Below are 16,747 nucleotides of genomic sequence, written 5' to 3'. Positions count from 1 at the left end.
GATGAACTGCCAGATAATGCGGGTCATCTCGTCGCCGTCGAGTTCGACGACCGGATTGGCAACCTTGATCTTCGCCACGTGTGGCTCCTGATTGATTTAGACGCTGGCGGTTGTCCCGCCCTAAAATGACACCGCAGCACGAAGTGCTGCGGTGTTGTTGAAGTCCCCTGCCCGCCTTTCGATGTCACATACGCGGGCTCCGTAGCCTAGACGACCACGACTTCGAGCTTGCCGATACCCTCGACAAAGCCTTCGAGAACGTCACCACGCACAACCGCACCGACGCCGGCGGGCGTACCGGTCATGATGATGTCGCCGGGTTGAAGGGTGAAGAGACCGGAAAGATATGAGATCATCTCCGGAACCTTCCAGATCAACTGATTAAGGTCGCCCTTCTGACGGACCTCACCATTGACCTTGAGCGTGACCGCACCTGAGGTGGGGTGGCCAATTCCGCTCGCGGGAACCAGCGGGCCGCAGGGAGCCGAGGCTTCGAACGCTTTGCCGACTTCCCAGGGACGACCCAGCTTCTTGGCCTCGCCCTGGAGGTCGCGACGGGTCATGTCGAGGCCGACGCCATAACCGAAGACATGATCAAGGGCCGCTTCCACAGGAATGTCCGTACCGCCCTTGCCTAAGGCTACTACCATTTCGATCTCGTGGTGCACATCCGATGTTTGGCTCGGATACGGGAACTTGCCGTCGGTCACGAGGTTGTCCGGGTTCTTCTGGAAGAAGAACGGCGGCTCCTTGGACGGGTCATGTCCCATCTCGATCGCGTGCTCGGCATAGTTGCGGCCCACGCAATAAATGCGGTGAATGGGGAACACTTTATCGCTACCCTGGACAGGCAAGGTTGCAATAGGTGCCGGCTGAACGACGTAGTCAGTCATGGCGAGGGGTGCATTCATCATCTTACTCCTGCGTAATAGTCGACTTTTTTCTCGATATATTCGATGGCCGCGGACATCAGCATCGCTGCAGCGAAGAGGATGATCGTCAGCGCCCAGAAGTTCTCCATGTCAAAGCTGCGTGAATAAAGCTCAAACAGTTCGCCATAACCAATGATCGCCACCAAAAGCTGACCGATCACCACACCCTTTACGCCGCGCACTAGACCAAGTCTGATCCCGGCAAGGATCTCCGGCAGTGCGGCAAGGAGAACAATTTTTCCGTAAAGAGCGAAGGTAGAGGCACCATAGGAGCGCCCCATCTCAATAAGCGACTTCGGCACATGCTGAATGCCTGCTCGCGTATCCAACACGATGATCCATACTGCAAAGAGGAAGACCGTGACGATAACCGTCGTCTCGCCCATGCCGAACAGGATCATCAACACCGGAACCAGGGCCGAGAGCGGCGCACTGACGAAGATGTTGACCCAGATGCTGAACAGTTCGTCCACCGCCTTGAACCGCCCCATCAGCACACCGAGAGTAATGCCGACCACGATGGCAAACGCCATGCCGACCGCAAAACTGTGCAACGTGATGATTGCGGCCGACTGCCAGGTGCCGGTCTGCACCATGGCAAAGCCAGCTACCAGCACAGCCGAAAGAGGCGGAACCAGGAACATCAGACCGGATTGGCCGACAAGTTCCCAAATCACGCACCAGACCAGGAGCGATGCCATCATCGGCACCCGATAACCGTAAAGTGTCATGGCTGCCTCCTCAATCCACGTAGTGCTTGAGGCCCTGCCAGATCTCCTCGACTGTGTCGAGATAACCCTGATCACGGCGGATGGCGTCGGGTGAGGCTGTGCGATCAACTTTCGGTTCGATGATCTGCGAGACACGGCTCGGCCGGCGTGACAGGAGCACAATGCGATCCGATACGTAGACTGCCTCTTCGATGCTATGCGTGACGAAGATGAAGGTCTTGCGCTCCTTCTCCACCAGCCGCAGCAGGTCTTCCTGGAACTTGCGGCGGTTTTGCTCATCAACCGCCGAGAACGGCTCGTCCAGCAGAAGCACTTCCGCATTGACGGCGAAGGCGCGGGCAAGTCCGACGCGCTGGCGCATGCCGCCAGAGAGCTCGTGCGGGTACTTATCCTCAAAGCCGGTGAGACCGACCTCGGCGATATAGTGTCGGGCAATCGACTGGCGCTCCGCCTTGCCCATTCCCTTCAGCTCAAGCCCGAAAGCCACGTTGCGCATCACTGTCGCCCAAGGCATCAGGGCGAAATCCTGAAACACGAAGGCGCGCTCCGGTCCAGGTCCAGTGACGGGCTTGCCGTTGACCCGCACCTCGCCGGAGGTCGGCTCGATCAGACCTGCAATGATCTTGAGCAAGGTGGTCTTGCCGCAACCTGACGGGCCGAGGAGCGTCGTGAGCTTGCCTCGGGGAAAGTCGAGGTCGATCGAACGCAGCGCTTCGACTTCATTGTAGTTCTTAGAGATGCTTCGAACCTCAACAGCAGCAGAATCAGCTTGAGGCAGAGCATGGATAGAAGCAGTAGATGAAGTCATGTCAGCCTCTCCTCTTCTCCGGACGAAGTACGCGCACCTCGAATGCTTCCAAGGCTGCGAGCGTCAGGGTCGAGACCAGAATGATGGAAACGACAGCGGCATACATTTCTGCATAATTGGCCACTGAGCGGTGGTAGGTGATGAGATCGCCGATCCCGGTTGGCGTGATCAAGAGCTCGGCCAGAATGACGCCGATGAACCCGGCAGCTAGGCCCAGACGCAGGCCGGCAAAGATCACGGGACTGGCATCCGGAATGATGATCTTGGCGATCTGCTGGAGCTTTGTGCCCTGAAACGAGTAGCACATGGCCACCAGCGAAGGGTTGGCATTCCGCACCGCCTTGTAGCCGTTCAGGACGATAACCGGCAATGCAAGCATGATGACGGCGAGAGTCTTTGCTGCCAGCCCGATTCCATACACAAAGGTGATAAGTGGAATGAGCGCTGCCATCGGGGCCGATTGCAGGACGATGAACAAAGGCGCCACAAGCCATTCAGCCGTGCGTGACAAACCCATCACGATGCCGAGCGCTACCCCGACGACCCCCGAAATGGCAATGCCGATGATCAGAGGCTGCAACGTCGAGCCATAAGCAACGAACAGGCTTCCATCGAACAGCATTGTGACAAACGCAGAGAGTGTCTCCAGAAACGTCGGAAAGGCATAGCTGATCGGCACCCTCCCAGCGATCTCCCACATCAAAAAGAAGAGCCCCAGCGAGACCACTCTCGAGGCAATCGGGTGTTGCGTGAACAGCCGGCCGAGGCTCAAGCCCCAACCTGCCGGCGAATGGACGGCCCGCGCGGGGCCGTTCACTTGGGAGGAAGCCATCATTTTGGCCACCTTATTTGGTGCCAACTTTCGCCAGAACACGATCCAGCGGGCGGGTATCCCAGAAGTCCTCGACCTTGAGGCTTGCGGGCTCACCGGTGAGCTGACCCGAGAGGGTATAGAAGGCAAAGTCATCCTTTGCAGCCACTGCGCCACCGCCGCTGAGGGGGAATGCCTTACCCTTCGCGAGCTCTTCGAAGTACGGGCCGATCTCGTTCACCTGGGCCGCAGGGAGGTCGGGCAGCAGCTTGTACTTGGCGCGCCACTCCGTGACGACGCTCGGCTTTTCCGTGACTTCACGCCAGGTTGTGATAATGGCCTCGACGATCTTGTCGACATCTGCGGCGTTCTTTTCAAGGAAATTCGTGTTGGCGAACAGCGCTTCGTCAGTTGCGTTCACACCCTCGAGCGGCAGGATGATGAACTTGCCAGGGGCTTGGGTTTCCAGCAAGCGGCGGCCGGATGAGTCGACGATGGAAGCCTTGACGTTGCCCTGAAGCAAAGCACCGGTACGGACCTCGGCGCCAGGAATGTAGCTGATCTTGGAGAACTTGATACCCTGGCGCTGCTCCATCAGCTTCATGATGGCTTCCGTCCCGGAACCGCGGGAGTGGACGGCCACCTCCTGCCCGTTCAGATCCTTCCAGGTCTTGTAGAACTCGCCGTTCACCGCCGGATAGAAACGCAGCGTCGAAAGCTGCATGAACATGCGGATGGGCGCCTTGACCTTCTGCACGAGCGCATAAGGACCGCCGACGCCGATATCGGCTTGCCCGCCGACGACGGCCTGGGCCGCGATATCTTCGGACTTCAGATAGGTCATTTCGATATCGACACCCTTTTCCTTGGCGCGCTCAAAGGCCGCCAAGAGATGCAGGGATTCAACGCTTGGGATGTCGCCATAGACTACACGAACCTTGGCCGCTTCAGCCGCGCTCGACACCATGAGCGCGACGCCGATCGCGAGCGCAGCAGTACCGGCTTTCAGACTTGCCAATCTTCTGGACATTTCAAAACTCCCTATTTGCGGCGGTTTATCCGCTTGTTATAGCCGCGCTTTGCACGACCAATATCTTATTGGTTGCAATTGGGCGCGGGACTGTCAAGCATTATTGTCCTTGACTATGCTGTTACGTTGATTAAAAGATCCAACCAATTTCGGATTGGTTGAGAGACTGAGATGCTAGCTTTCGATGACGCGGGATCTAATCGGAGCGTCGTGACCCACCTGCGAGCCTACCTTGCGCAAGCCGCACTCCCTGAGGATGGACGCCTCCCCCCAGAGCGGGATCTGTCGGCGGCACTTGGTGTTACGCGGACCGAACTGAGGAAGGCTCTCGGAACTCTCGAGGCCGAAGGGCAAATTTGGCGCCATGTCGGCAAAGGCACATTCATCGGGAACCGGCCTGTGGATACCCTTGCGGACATCGCTGCCTTGGCTAAGCGGACCAATCCGGCCGAACTGATGCGCGCTCGGTTGATTATCGAGCCCGAGATCGCACGGGCGGCGGCACTGACCGCAACACCGATGCATCTTGCCGAATTGAGGATGTGCCAGGCCAGGACCCGTGAAGCCGCGACTTGGCGACAGTATGAGACCTGGGATACACGTCTGCACCGCACCGTTGCCGAAGCCACCCAGAACACTCCGCTTCTTGGGCTCTTCGATATGCTCAACGCCCTACGTCGAGCCGTAACCTGGGGCAGGCTGCGATCTAATCCCGTCAAGCCGGAGCCTGACCATCACAGCTTTACCGAACATGAGGCGATTATAACGGCCATCGAAAATCGTGACATGAACGGCGCCGCCGCAGCGATGCGCGCACATTTGCGGAGCGTAGAGCACAACCTTCTGGCGCGGCAGTCGAGTGAACCTGACTAATACTAGAGCACCTGCATCCCGGATGACCCTTCAGGTGGCTGATGCGCTCCTCGCGCCTGTCTGCATTGGTGAGGAGAGTGCACCCATCGCGGTCATGATAGTACGCACCGGCCGCAGTAACTTCATCCTCGACAACAAGCGGAATGCTGTCCTGCCGTGGCGGCGGACCGGCTACATCTACCTGCAGCGTGAGGTTGGAACGGGATTGACATGGGTTTCGCTTGGTAGAGTCTTCACGCCACCTGTCGCCACGGCGGATCGCTAATCTTGTCGCCTCGTGCATAAGGCTTCGGCGATCACATCTTGATCTCGTTTGTCAGCGGGCGGCCTGCGGCGAAATCCGAGATGCTGGCAAGCGTTGTCTCCAGAATCGTTCCCAGGGCCTCGCGTGTGAAGAACGCCTGATGCCCGGTCAGGATCACATTCGGGAACGAGACAAGGCGCTGGATCACGTCATCCGGGATTACGGTACTCGACAGATCCTTGAAGAACAGATTGGCCTCCTGTTCATAAACATCGATCGCCAACCCGCCGAGTTGGCCGGTCTTGAGCGCTTCGATCGCCGCCTCAGTGTCGACGAGGCCGCCGCGGCTTGTGTTGATCAAGACCGTGCCCCGTTTCACGCGGGCGAGTGCGCGGGCATTGACGATATGGTGGGTATCAGGGGTCAAGGGGCAATGCAGCGAGATGATGTCCGCCTCCTCAATGCCCTCGGCCTCGACATATCGGCCACCGATTCTTTCGAACTCGGGTGAGCGGTGCACGTCGAATCCGAGCACGGTGCAGCCAAATCCGATCATGATCCGCGCGAAGATGGTCCCGATGTTGCCAGTACCGATCACAGCCACGGTCCGACCGACGAGATCGAAGCCCATCAGGCCGTCAAGCTCGAAATTGCCTTCGCGCGTGCGGTTGTAGGCCTTGTGTATCTTGCGATTAAGCGCGAGGAGCAGGCCGACCGCAAACTCGGCCACGGAGTTCGGCGAGTAATGGGTGACCCGCACAACCCTGACACCAAGTTCCCGAGCGGCTTTCAAGTCGATGTGATTGAAGCCGGTGGAGCGTGTCGCAACCAGCTTCGTACCACCAGTGGCGAGATGACTCAGAACATGGGCGTCGACGGAGTCGTTGACGAAGACACTGACGGCCGGGAACCCTGCCGCGAGCGATGCCGTACCGGGCCCGAGGGCCGTCTCGAAATAGACGAACTCATGGTCATGACTTGCGTTCAGCTCATCGAGCATCATGCGTTCATACTTCTTCGTGCTGAAGATTGCAGTCCGCATTTGCATCCCTCCTTAGTGAGGCACCGCAACTCCACAAGTCACGGTTCTGTGGACATCATAATGCTTCGGTCAGTCCATCAATTCGCCTAGCCCATTCAAGGGCCCGAACACGTCGGACGATCTCAGGCCATGCGCACCGAACCCAACCGAATAGACACCCCTAGTTTCGTTGAGCTCAGTACCCTACCACGACCGAGCCGCGGGCTCTGCCTCCTAAGGTGCGGCAGGAGCACCCGGTCCCGACCGGAGCCGCGCTGCTCAAGGCGCAGGTGCGGACCGAGGTCGCACAATAGCCGCGCCCCCGACGCGAGAAGCTTGTTCATCGCCATCCTCCATTTCGCCGCCAGGTGCATGGCAGGGCGCGGGGTGGGCTGACATGGGCAAGGACACATTGTGCTCTGTTTGGGGTACTTGCTTGATCATTTGGGACAAGCGCTTGGCATTTATTGTCGTTAGACCGTTGCCATCGTGCTGCATGTACTCCCGACCGTCCTCTTCAAGGCCGTCGAAAGGAAATCATAGCCGCCCCCATTGCTCTTTATGCCTGGTTCTGCACTCGCGGATCAGCGGCAGACGACTGCACAAGCGCTAGGCCGGCGCGGGAGATTTTGACCCTCGCTGCCGTTATTTTGGAAGGCATTCCACATCGTAAGCGATGATAATTTGCGCTGGGTCAGCCGCGCCTGCTCGTTTCAGGTCGTCCAAGCCGCTTTTCAACTTGTCCCCTGCCTCCTTTAGCGTGGCTTCAATTTTTGACTTTGCCGCCTTGCACCGCTCCTCGCTGGAAAACTCCTGGAAGACGACCGTTGGGAGTAGTCTCCACTCTGCCCGGTCATTCGTAGCCGCGGGACTGACGGAGTAGGAGAAGATGTAAATCAGAACCCACATCCTTTTGCTCCCTCATGGGACGGCATGGCAGCCCCCATCAGGCCCGGAATGCGACCATATGGAGCAACGTTCCTCGCTTCAAGCATAGCAGAAAGCAAAGCAGATTTGCGATCAAAATTAAACCTATACATTGCCTTACTTTCAGGTTGATCTTCGATCCTTGAGCAAAGGCCGAAGATCCGGGGCCGGCACCCATTACAGCAGCCCTTAAAACTCAGGCAGTGTTGCTCATCGCCACAGGCTACGGCTAGCGACGTTCGGTAATCAGCCTAATCAGATCACAGGGTCTGCTAGGCCCACATCTCAGTCGGGACCCGAACCGCGACATCGGTCACAATTTGCCGAATGAATGACCCAAAAGGTCAAGCAGGCTACTCGATTCATGCGATACTAGCGGCCGCTGGAAGAGGGCAAGAATATTGCTCAAGGATCACTGCCGCACTGTCGAGACCCTCGAGTTCTTCTTTTACTGCGGGCCGCCCTAGGCCCGGCTCAGGGCCCCCACTTGCCTCGGCTGAGAAACCGACGAGGAGCATCATGAGAGATCCTTCCCACGGTGACGGTGACCGCCAACCTACCAGGGTCACACTCTTCCTGTTCGCGACCGGCATCGAAAACAGCTATCCCACGATCCAGAACGGCCGCGTGCGCCGGGACCAGATGGAGGAGTGCGGTCACTATGACCAGTGGCAGCGGGACTTCGAACTCCTCGGGGACCTGAACATCCGCTTCCTGCGATATGGCCCCCCGCTGCACAAAACTTTCCTCGGTCAGGGACGATATGATTGGGAGTTCACCGATCTGACATTCGCTTGGCTGAGAGAGCGCGACGTCATTCCCATCGTCGACCTATGTCATTTCGGCGTTCCCGACTGGATCGGCGACTTCCAGAACCCGGACTTCCCCGAGCTGTTTGCCGAGTACGCCCGCGCCTTTGCTCAGCGTTTCCCCTGGGTCCAGTTCTACACTCCGGTCAACGAGATGTTCATCTGCGCCCAGTTCTCGGCCGCCTTCGGCTGGTGGAACGAGCAATTGAAGAGCGATAAGGCTTTCGTCACCGCGCTCAAGCACATGGCCAAGGCGAACGTGTTGGCCATGTATGCCATTCTCGACGAGCGTCCGGATGCGATCTTCATCCAGAGCGAGTCGACCGAGTATTTCCACGCCGACAATCCGCAGGCGATCAAGTCCGCCGAGTTCTACAACGCGCGACGGTTCCTGTCGCTCGACCTGAACTACGGATACCCCGTCAACTCGCACATGCACGAGTACCTGCTCGATAACGGCATGACCCGGGAGGAATACCATTTCTTTTTGGACAATACCCTGCGCCACCACTGCATCATGGGCAACGATTTCTATCACTCGAACGAGCACCGGGTGGATGACCGCGGCGGGATCCTGCCCGCAGGCGAGGTCTTCGGCTATGACGAGATCACACGCCAGTATCACGACCGCTATGGCCTGCCCGTGATGCACACCGAGACCAACTTCGACCAGGGTCACGAGGGTGACGAGGCCGTCGACTGGCTCTGGAAGCAATGGGCCAACGTCCTGCGCGTGCGCAACAACCGTGTGCCCATCGTCGGCTTCACCTGGTACTCGCTCACGGATCAGATCGACTGGGATATCGCCCTGCGTGAACAGCGGGGCAAGGTCAACCCGCGTGGACTGTACGATCTCGATCGCAACATCAGACCGGTGGGAGTAGCGTTCAAGAAGCTTCTCTCCCAGTGGCGCGAGGTACTGCCGACCCAGAGCGTCTGTCTGTTCGTGCCGGTTATGCTGCCGAGCGAGTACGACGAACCGGTGGCGGCCCGGCGTCGCGAGGGTTGGCGCCGGTACTTGCGCCATGAGCTGAAGACCAAGCCGGAACTCAGGAGCTAGTTGACTTGCCTTCCGTGCAATGACCAGCGATCGGAGAACTCGAATGATCGACTCCAACGATGTGCAGACGACGATAATCCGCAACAAGCTCCTCGGCCGGTGGGCCGCCAAGAAGTTGGGCATCACGGGCCAGGATGCAGATACTTACGCGGACGCTCTCGCCAGGGGCACGGTCGATCCAAAGCGCAGCGACGTGTTCAGCAAGATCCGCAAGGATTTTGACGCCGCCGGCGTGGTCCAATCGGACGAGCAGATCCTGCACGTCATGACCGAGCTCATGCTCAAGGCCGGGAAGCTCATGCCAACCGCCAAAGGAGGATCCCCCGATGCCGCAGCGGTGATGCTCGCGCGCAACCTCATGTCGCGATGAGATTGGTTGATAATCAGTCGCATCCTGATCAATGGATCGTCATCACGACGCGGCCGTCAATCCTGTTGTCGCGCATGCGGCTGAAGATGTCATTAATCGCCTCCATGGGTTCGAGCGAGTAGTGAACCTTGACCTTGCCCTCGCCCGCGAATTGCAGGCATTCGGCCAAGTCCAGCCTCGTGCCGACAATCGACCCGCGGATGGTCTTACGCATAAGAACCGTGTCGAAGATGTCGAGCGCAAACGAGCCAGGCGGCAGTCCAACGAGGGACATCGTGCCACCCTTGGCGAGCATGCTAAGGCCTTGGCTAAAGGCCTGGGGCGATACGGCGGTTACGAGCACGCCCTGGGCACCGCCGCACAGTGCCTTGACCTCGGCGATTGGATCGGTTGTTCTCGCATTGATCGCGGCGTCCGCTCCCATCGCACGGGCGAGCGCCACTTTCTCGTCAGAGATATCGACGGCAATCACGTTGAGCCCCATCGCCTTGGCGTATTGCACGGCGACGTGGCCGAGCCCGCCGATGCCGGAGATCACGACGGTGTCCCCTGGTTTGGTCTCAGTTTCCTTCAGGCCTTTATAGACCGTGACCCCCGCGCAGAGGATCGGGGCGGCCGCGTTCCAATCGAGACGGTCGGGCAGATGGCCGACATAGTTCGGATCGGCGAGCACATACTCGGCGAAGCCGCCATTGACCGAATAACCGGTGTTCTTCTGCCCATTACACAAAGTTTCCCACCCACCGAGGCAATGCCTGCAATGTCCGCAGGCCGTATGCAGCCAGGGCACCCCAACCCGGTCGCCTTCCTTCACCGCGGTCACTCCGATGCCCAATGCAACGACGGTGCCGACCCCCTCATGCCCCGGGATGAAGGGCGGGCTCGGCTTCACGGGCCAGTCGCCGTCCGCAGCATGCAAGTCCGTGTGGCATACCCCAGACGCTTCTATTTTGACGAGGACTTGGCCAGGACCAACCTCCGGCACCAGCACCTCGTCGATCGACAAGGGCTGCTTGAACTGGCGGACGACGGCGGCCTTCATTGTTCTGACCATAGCTTCCTCCCGATTTGCAGTGTCAGAATTAGATTTTGATCAGTTCCCGCATGGAGGCGACGCCGTCGATGGCCCGCTGAACATGGGCGCGAGTGTTGTAGATGTGCGGGCAGAGCCGCAATCCCCCGGTAGTCGAGGCCGCGATGCCGAACTTCGAGTATAGGGTATCGACCACAGTCTTCTGCTTGTCCTTCGGAACCTCGATGACCACCACTCCGCCGCTCAAAGCTGGGTTTTCCGGGGTCACCAGTGTCGCACCTGCATCCTTCAGCCCTGCCTTCAGGAAGCTCGCGAGTTCCGTGACCCGGGCCTGAACCCGCTCCGGGCGGATCTGGGCGTGCAAATCGGCGGTCTCGCCGAGTGCCGCGACCGCTGCGTCGTCGCGCTGGCCCAAGGTTTCGAACTTGAGCGCGTTCTGGAGATCCAGTTCCACCTTGATGTCACCGGTGTAGCCAATGGTGTTGGGCCAGATTTGCGGGGCCCGGCCATTGCGGACGTAGAGGATGCCGAGCTCTTTCGGGCCCATGAACCACTTGTGGGCGCTAGCTGCGAGCGAGTCGCAATCCATGCCGTGGACATCGAGGACCAAGGCGCCCCAGCTCTGGGCGCCATCGACATGGCAATGGATGCCCCTTTCGCGCGCCATCGCCGCCAACTTCTTTGCGGGCAGCTTGAGCCCACTGACGTTGGAGACCTCGGTAAACGTGAGAACCTTCGTGCGGTCCGAGCAAGCCTTGCTGAACAATTCCACCACCTGCTCGTCGCTCTCCGGCACCTTGGGAACCGAGACCCGGACGATCTTCAAACCGAACCGCTTGGCCCGGATGTCCCAGGCTTCGTTGTTGGTGACGTGGTTCTGATCCCAGATGACGATTTCGTCGCCTGGCCGGAAGTCAAGGCCGTTGGTGATGATGCTGTTGCCCTCGGAGGTATTCCGCGTGAGCGCAATCTCGTCCGCCGCCGCACCGATCTGGGCTGCCACCTTTGCCCGCGACTCCTTCAGGGTCTCATTGAACTGAGCCCGGTTGTTGAAGGACACATCGTAGTCGACGACCCGCGTCAGCGTCTCGACCTTGTCCGCGACGGATTGGAAGGAAGGGCATAAATTGGCACAGTTCATCGGAACGGCCGTCTCGGGGAAGATGAACTGACGGCGAACCAGTTCCCAATAATCTTCGCCAGCGGTCGCTTGCGCATGCGCAATGTTCTGGAGGGCACCTCCGGCGGCAGCGAAAGCCGCCACTGCACCTGCTTGTTGGAGAATGGACCTGCGAGTGATTGAAAGCGGCATGGCCGGCTCCCTGGAGATTACGGGGCCCCTAATCCAGACTGCTTAGATCTGAGCTCATATTGGCCATTCTCGGCTCGCCCGGCCGTTCCGTTTTCCCGAGGGTTCAATCCGCCCATATCCTCGGACGGTTCCGTTTCTTCTGGCCAGGATACAGATCATCACGAGTGTTCATGAGAGCCTGACTGCGCGAGGACACCACTGGCGAATTCTGGCAAGCGATGCATGCCTACTTGTCCTTCAGTGCATTCTGGCCCTTCCAGACCCATCCTAGTCCGTGCCGGACTGCATGCTTGACCAGCAGGGACAATCTCTTGACACTTTGTGCCATCGGCATATCGCTCCCGCGCTACCCCCTAAAGGCGAAGCCCCCTGCCCCCTCATCCCAGCGTAGGGCCGAAACACTTCCCCAGGCTTCCCTGTCGTTGATCCAGGCAGCGTCGTTACTTGGCCCCAATCTAGCCACCAGTCTTGACCCACTTCAGAAGCGTTTCGATATCATCCGCCAGATCCACGATGGCCCGCGGGTGTCGTGGCCTCCCCGTGCGCCACTGCTCACGTTGGGCCTCGGTTGTCTTCAACCGGAGTGGCGTCGTACTGGATCTTGGGGGCTCGACGGGAGCCTGGCGTGTGCTCTGCCTCACCTCGCTTCGGATCAAGCAGATCGCGACGACCATCAGTGCAGGCACCATGGCAATCAGTCCCAACACGATCCAATCCTGGGGCGTCATATGTGACCAGAGAGCATCCACGCGCACTCTCCCTGAATGACCGCGGATTGAGCCCTCCCCAGAAGACACGCCTTGTCCCAGCGGGAGAGGTATAACCAATTCTATCGCCGTTTATCGTTCGGCGCACTGCAAAATGGGATCCACCGTAACTTAGGTAATAGTGAATCATCTCGAGGAACCAGCTAGGCGCGGCGATGATCAGAAGCGGTGCTTGGGGGCTAGCCTAAAACGACCTGGCGGGCGAGATCCATTTCCGCACGAGCCCTGGCTGCTCTAACTGGAAATTGCTAGGTCCGCGCCTTCAGACAGACGCGTAGCCCCTCTTTGTTAGCAAAGCGGAGCATTGCGGCTCAAACTGTCAAGGAATTGTCCCCATCGATCAAGCGGGAATGCCGCACCATACTAATGTAATCGTCACGGTGTTCTGTGCCCAACTGCGCTCCGATCCGCTCATGAGCCCTCGACCTGGGATGCCTGCTGGACGGTGGCATATCCCTGACAGGCAAGGGATCAGAATTGCGAGCAGACGCCTGACGGAAAGGCAGTGGCGATCCGCAACGACACCTTCGGGGGAGCCGCAATGCCGATGCGCGGCCTTCCGCGTTAGCTATGGAATATGGGCAGCTTCAGCCTACCGGCCTCGCCCTCGTCAGGACGCTGCCATGACCGGGGCTCTTACCAGCAACGGGCCGCAATCGGGAGGCTTGCATGATGACAATGCCTGCGATCATGGCGGACGAGCTCGGGAAGCATATCGCGAGCGACTTCCGCCGCCTGTTCGGGTCGGCCCATCAGGACAAGGCCGAGCGGCTCGACGGCGCCGCGCGGATGGCGCTGGAATGCCTCGGCAAGAGCGATGCCCTCTATCACAACATCGAGCATACCTTTCTGGTCACCCTCGTTGGGCGGGATATCCTCCATGGCCGCATACTGAGCGAGCGCCTGGAGCCGGACGACTACGGGCACCTGATCGTCGCCTGCCTGCTGCATGACATCGGTTATGTCCGCGGCATCCTGACAGGCGACGGCAAGGACCGGTACGTCGTCGATAGCAATAGGGCGACGGTGACCTTGCCGCGTGGGGCATCGGATGCGGCGCTCGCCCCCTATCATGTCGACCGTTCCAAGCTCTTCGTTATGGAGCGTCTGGCAGGCTCGCCCTTGCTCGACGCCGAACGGGTGGCGCGCGCGGTCGAGTTCACGCGCTTCCCCGTGTGTAAGCCCCTGGAGAATTCACCGGACGATCGAGAGGGTCGGCTGGTCCAGGCGGCTGACCTGATCGGGCAACTCGGCGATCCGCTCTACCTGAAGAAGGCCAATGCCCTGTTTCACGAATTTGAAGAGATCGGTCTGAACCGCCAACTCGGCTACGCCTCGCCAGCCGATCTGGTCGAGCGCTATCCCGACTTTTACTGGACCAGCGTCTCGCCCCACCTGGAGGAGGCCATAGGGTATCTGAACGTGACGGCGGCGGGCCGGCAATGGATCGCCAACCTTCACAGCCATGTCTTCTGCGCCGAGAACGCTTTCGCTCTGATGGGACCGCAGCGATAGCCGTCGCAAGCAGCCAAGAGATGGTCTGGGATAGGCGCCGAGATCTGATCCGCAGGCTCCCTCGGTAGCCAGGGAATGGCGTAGAGACCACTTGATTAATACCGCGCGGCAGTTGCTGCCGAAAGTCGATTTGCGGGATGAGCCCTAGAGACAGAATGCAAGGCCTCATCGGCCTCGCGAATGGTGACGCACATGGACGATCTCCGCGCAGACGCCATCACTCCCCTCCTCAGGGACGCGGAAAATGAGGCTGAGCTCACCACGGCCTGGGTTCGCATTGCGCTCGCCCTGGCGTTGGCGGGAAGCCTGTTGATCTCGGGCAGGATCGCAGCGGTCGCGGGCGACCTGGACATTCTGAGGCAGCTCGGACTGGCCGGGCTCGCCGTGGGGGCTTTAGGGACACTTGGTGTGGCATCCCTCGTGCTGGTACGTAGCGGGCGGTACGCGCCATGGATGGCATTCGCGTTCACGACCGGGGACGCCGCCATCATCCTCCTGCTGGTCGGTGTCACGCTGCGCGACGCCCACCTCGTGGGCAATTGGATCGCCGCGGTCCCAGCCATCTGGGCCGCGCCCCTCATTCTCGCCACTGGCGCCCTCCGCTATCGTCCAGGCGTTCAACTGTGGGCCACAGGTCTGCTGGTGATCGGACTCGGGCTGGTCGCCGCAGATTTCGAAACGAGGACCTTCCTGAGACCTGCAGATAAAGCGATGCTTGCAGCCTTTGGCGCTGTCGATCTTCTCTCATTGCCAGCCAACCTGACCCGGACCCTGATCCTGGCCCTGATCGGCGCGGTCACTGCCCTGGTCATGCTGCGGGCCCGCCGCCTGCTGGATCGTGCGGTGAGAGAAGCCGAGGAGCGGGCGAGCCTGGCACGGTTCCTGCCGGCCGAGATCGCCCCTCTCATGGTGGGGCACACTCTCAAGGCTTGGCGGAGTGGCCGGCGGCAGGAGGTCACTGTGCTGTTCGTCGACCTTCGGGACTCGACCGCCTTGGCCGAGCACATGGATCCGGCACGTTTATCGATCTTCGTCTCGGCTTTTCGTCGTCGGGTGATGCAGGCCGCCCAGGCGTATGGCGGGATCGTCGACAAGTTCATCGGCGACGGAGCGCTCCTGATCTTCGGAGTTCCTGAGCCCGAGCCGAATGACGCCAGACGCGCCATCGGATGTGCCAAGGAGATTGTCAGATTGATCGCACGCTGGAACGTGAAGCGGCACCTCCATCCGCCCGTCCGGGTGGGTATCGGCCTCCACACGGGAATGGTTTTCTGCGGCGTGTTGGGTGCATCGGGGCGATTGGAGTTCACGGTGTTGGGCGATGTGGTCAACGTTGCAGCTCGTATCGAACAGGCAACCAAGCGGTTTGCCGTGCCGTTATTGGCCTCGGACACGACCGTCGCACGGGCCGGGGAGAGCAGAGAATGGCGCGAGATCAGCCGCGAATCTCCAAGAGGCAGGTCCGGGGAAATCCGGATCCTTACGCCATCCGATCCGGTCTTAGCCGTTCAGCCGCCTCGTCCATTGGCGTGAGTCCATCCTGAGGGTCCCTCAATCGAAGGCTATTTCTGGTCGCTCTCGACATGCAGTCTTACCTCAAGAGAGCGCTGGCGGGTTTGGAAGTTTTGAAGCATTATTGAAACTAGCCACGTAACTCTCTCACAGACAATGATTGGGTGAGATGAGCCCGGCGAGGAGCGCCAGACCGAATGCATCGATTTGCTCGGTCGACTGCGCAGTCTTCAGTGACGAGTGTCCGTTTCAGAGCCGTCGATTTTCTTGTGAGCGCGTAGTCTAGTTCTTGCAGCTAGCCGAAGGCCGCCGACAACATCTCGAACGACGTGCCATCTCGACGACACTGCGCCCTGCGACAGTACGGGACGTTGCCGCGGACCAGAGATCAGTCCCGGGTGGAGAAGAAAAATGGCCGGAAACGTCACCTATGTCGGTCCCGAGCGGCAGCTCAACTTCAACACGGGCGGCTTCGACGGGGTAACCGGCAGTGAAACCCTGCCGGACGTCACCGGTCTTGCAGGAGGGGGATACGTCGTGGGGTATACAAGGCCCAACGGCGCCAACCCAGACATCTTCTTCCAGTATTTCGACGCAAACGGCGGTCCGACCGGAAACACCTTCTCGACCGCAATCAATCTCGGCGCTCAGGACGACGTCAGTCTCGCCGCCCGTGCGGACGGCGGCTTCGTGGGCGCCTTCCGGGACAACGTGCTATCCACGACGACCTACATCCGCCTGGACAATTTCGCTCCGGGGAGCACGAGCAGCGCGACCAGCATCATCTTCGAAAGCGGTGTCAATTTCTCGCAGCCCGACCTCGCGCGACTGGCCGACGGGCGATTCCTCGTGCTCTTCACCCGAGGGTCGGCTGACATCGAATACGCCGTGTTCGATCCCGCCGCGAACACGTCGTCGGCTCCTACGCTCCTGACCGGCGGCGGTTCTCAGTTCAGCCCGAGCGTAGCGGCGAACGCCGCTACCGGAACCGC

The 16,747-nt window shown here is 59.8% G+C and carries 16 protein-coding genes; 7 read left to right on the top strand and 9 right to left on the bottom strand.

Annotation, left to right across the window (positions count from 1 at the left end):
- Nucleotides 1-206: 206 nt before the first annotated feature.
- From ILT44_RS27690 to ILT44_RS27670, 5 genes are read right to left on the bottom strand one after another with little or no spacing between them, the layout of a single operon-like run.
- Nucleotides 207-911 (bottom strand): fumarylacetoacetate hydrolase family protein, encoded by a 705-nt coding sequence (locus tag ILT44_RS27690; RefSeq protein WP_204242835.1) that lies wholly within the window; start codon nt 909-911, stop codon nt 207-209.
- Nucleotides 911-1,663: an ABC transporter permease gene (locus ILT44_RS27685; RefSeq protein ID WP_204242834.1), complete on the bottom strand. Its 753-nt coding sequence runs from the start codon at nt 1,661-1,663 to the stop codon at nt 911-913. Before ILT44_RS27685 ends, ILT44_RS27690 begins: the two co-directional genes overlap by 1 nt.
- Nucleotides 1,664-1,673: 10 nt before the next feature.
- Nucleotides 1,674-2,471: an ABC transporter ATP-binding protein gene (locus ILT44_RS27680; RefSeq protein ID WP_204242833.1), complete on the bottom strand. Its 798-nt coding sequence runs from the start codon at nt 2,469-2,471 to the stop codon at nt 1,674-1,676.
- Nucleotide 2,472: 1 nt separating this feature from the next.
- Nucleotides 2,473-3,306 (bottom strand): ABC transporter permease, encoded by an 834-nt coding sequence (locus tag ILT44_RS27675; protein ID WP_239468586.1) that lies wholly within the window; start codon nt 3,304-3,306, stop codon nt 2,473-2,475.
- A gap of 10 nt (nt 3,307-3,316) precedes the next feature.
- Entirely contained in the window at nt 3,317-4,312 is a 996-nt protein-coding gene (locus ILT44_RS27670; protein WP_204242831.1) for an ABC transporter substrate-binding protein, read from the bottom strand.
- A 171-nt stretch (nt 4,313-4,483) separates the two neighbouring features.
- On the opposite strand from ILT44_RS27670, the gene ILT44_RS27665 reads away from it, so the two are divergent.
- Both ILT44_RS27665 and ILT44_RS27660 read left to right on the top strand, forming a co-directional pair.
- Entirely contained in the window at nt 4,484-5,185 is a 702-nt protein-coding gene (locus ILT44_RS27665; protein ID WP_204242830.1) for a FadR/GntR family transcriptional regulator, read from the top strand.
- Between the two features lie 34 nt (nt 5,186-5,219).
- The gene (locus tag ILT44_RS27660; protein ID WP_204242829.1) at nt 5,220-5,450 is read left to right on the top strand and encodes a transglutaminase-like cysteine peptidase; all 231 of its coding nucleotides are present in this window, start codon (nt 5,220-5,222) and stop codon (nt 5,448-5,450) included.
- Nucleotides 5,451-5,481: 31 nt separating this feature from the next.
- Here the strand turns inward: ILT44_RS27660 and ILT44_RS27655 are convergent, their stop codons facing one another.
- Entirely contained in the window at nt 5,482-6,471 is a 990-nt protein-coding gene (locus ILT44_RS27655; protein WP_204242828.1) for a 2-hydroxyacid dehydrogenase, read from the bottom strand.
- A 624-nt stretch (nt 6,472-7,095) separates the two neighbouring features.
- On the bottom strand, nt 7,096-7,359 hold the full coding sequence (locus ILT44_RS27650; RefSeq protein ID WP_204242827.1) for a hypothetical protein: 264 nt from the start codon (nt 7,357-7,359) through the stop codon (nt 7,096-7,098).
- Nucleotides 7,360-7,896: 537 nt separating this feature from the next.
- On the opposite strand from ILT44_RS27650, the gene ILT44_RS27645 reads away from it, so the two are divergent.
- Both ILT44_RS27645 and ILT44_RS27640 read left to right on the top strand, forming a co-directional pair.
- Nucleotides 7,897-9,246, top strand: a complete 1,350-nt coding sequence (locus tag ILT44_RS27645; protein ID WP_204242826.1) for a family 1 glycosylhydrolase — start codon at nt 7,897-7,899, stop codon at nt 9,244-9,246.
- Nucleotides 9,247-9,289: 43 nt separating this feature from the next.
- Nucleotides 9,290-9,616, top strand: coding sequence for an ATPase inhibitor subunit zeta (locus ILT44_RS27640; protein ID WP_204242825.1), 327 nt, complete (start codon nt 9,290-9,292; stop codon nt 9,614-9,616).
- Nucleotides 9,617-9,644: 28 nt separating this feature from the next.
- Here ILT44_RS27640 and ILT44_RS27635 read toward each other — a convergent pair whose 3' ends face one another.
- Nucleotides 9,645-10,670 carry a zinc-dependent alcohol dehydrogenase gene (locus ILT44_RS27635; protein WP_204242824.1) on the bottom strand — a complete coding sequence of 342 codons (1,026 nt, stop codon included), beginning with the start codon at nt 10,668-10,670 and terminating at the stop codon, nt 9,645-9,647.
- Between the two features lie 28 nt (nt 10,671-10,698).
- Nucleotides 10,699-11,961: an aminotransferase class V-fold PLP-dependent enzyme gene (locus tag ILT44_RS27630; protein WP_204242823.1), complete on the bottom strand. Its 1,263-nt coding sequence runs from the start codon at nt 11,959-11,961 to the stop codon at nt 10,699-10,701.
- A gap of 1,436 nt (nt 11,962-13,397) precedes the next feature.
- Between ILT44_RS27630 and ILT44_RS27625 the strand changes: the two genes are divergently transcribed.
- The 3 genes from ILT44_RS27625 to ILT44_RS27615 all read left to right on the top strand — a co-directional run.
- Nucleotides 13,398-14,243, top strand: coding sequence for an HD domain-containing protein (locus tag ILT44_RS27625; protein WP_204242822.1), 846 nt, complete (start codon nt 13,398-13,400; stop codon nt 14,241-14,243).
- Between the two features lie 192 nt (nt 14,244-14,435).
- Nucleotides 14,436-15,776, top strand: a complete 1,341-nt coding sequence (locus ILT44_RS27620) for an adenylate/guanylate cyclase domain-containing protein (protein WP_204242821.1) — start codon at nt 14,436-14,438, stop codon at nt 15,774-15,776.
- Between the two features lie 390 nt (nt 15,777-16,166).
- On the top strand, nt 16,167-16,747 hold a 581-nt coding region (locus ILT44_RS27615), incomplete at its 3' end, for a hypothetical protein (protein WP_204242820.1).

The organism is Microvirga arvi (genome assembly GCF_016892765.1).
Lineage (GTDB): Bacteria > Pseudomonadota > Alphaproteobacteria > Rhizobiales > Beijerinckiaceae > Microvirga > Microvirga arvi.
This window is presented reverse-complemented; position numbering and strand designations above follow the sequence as displayed.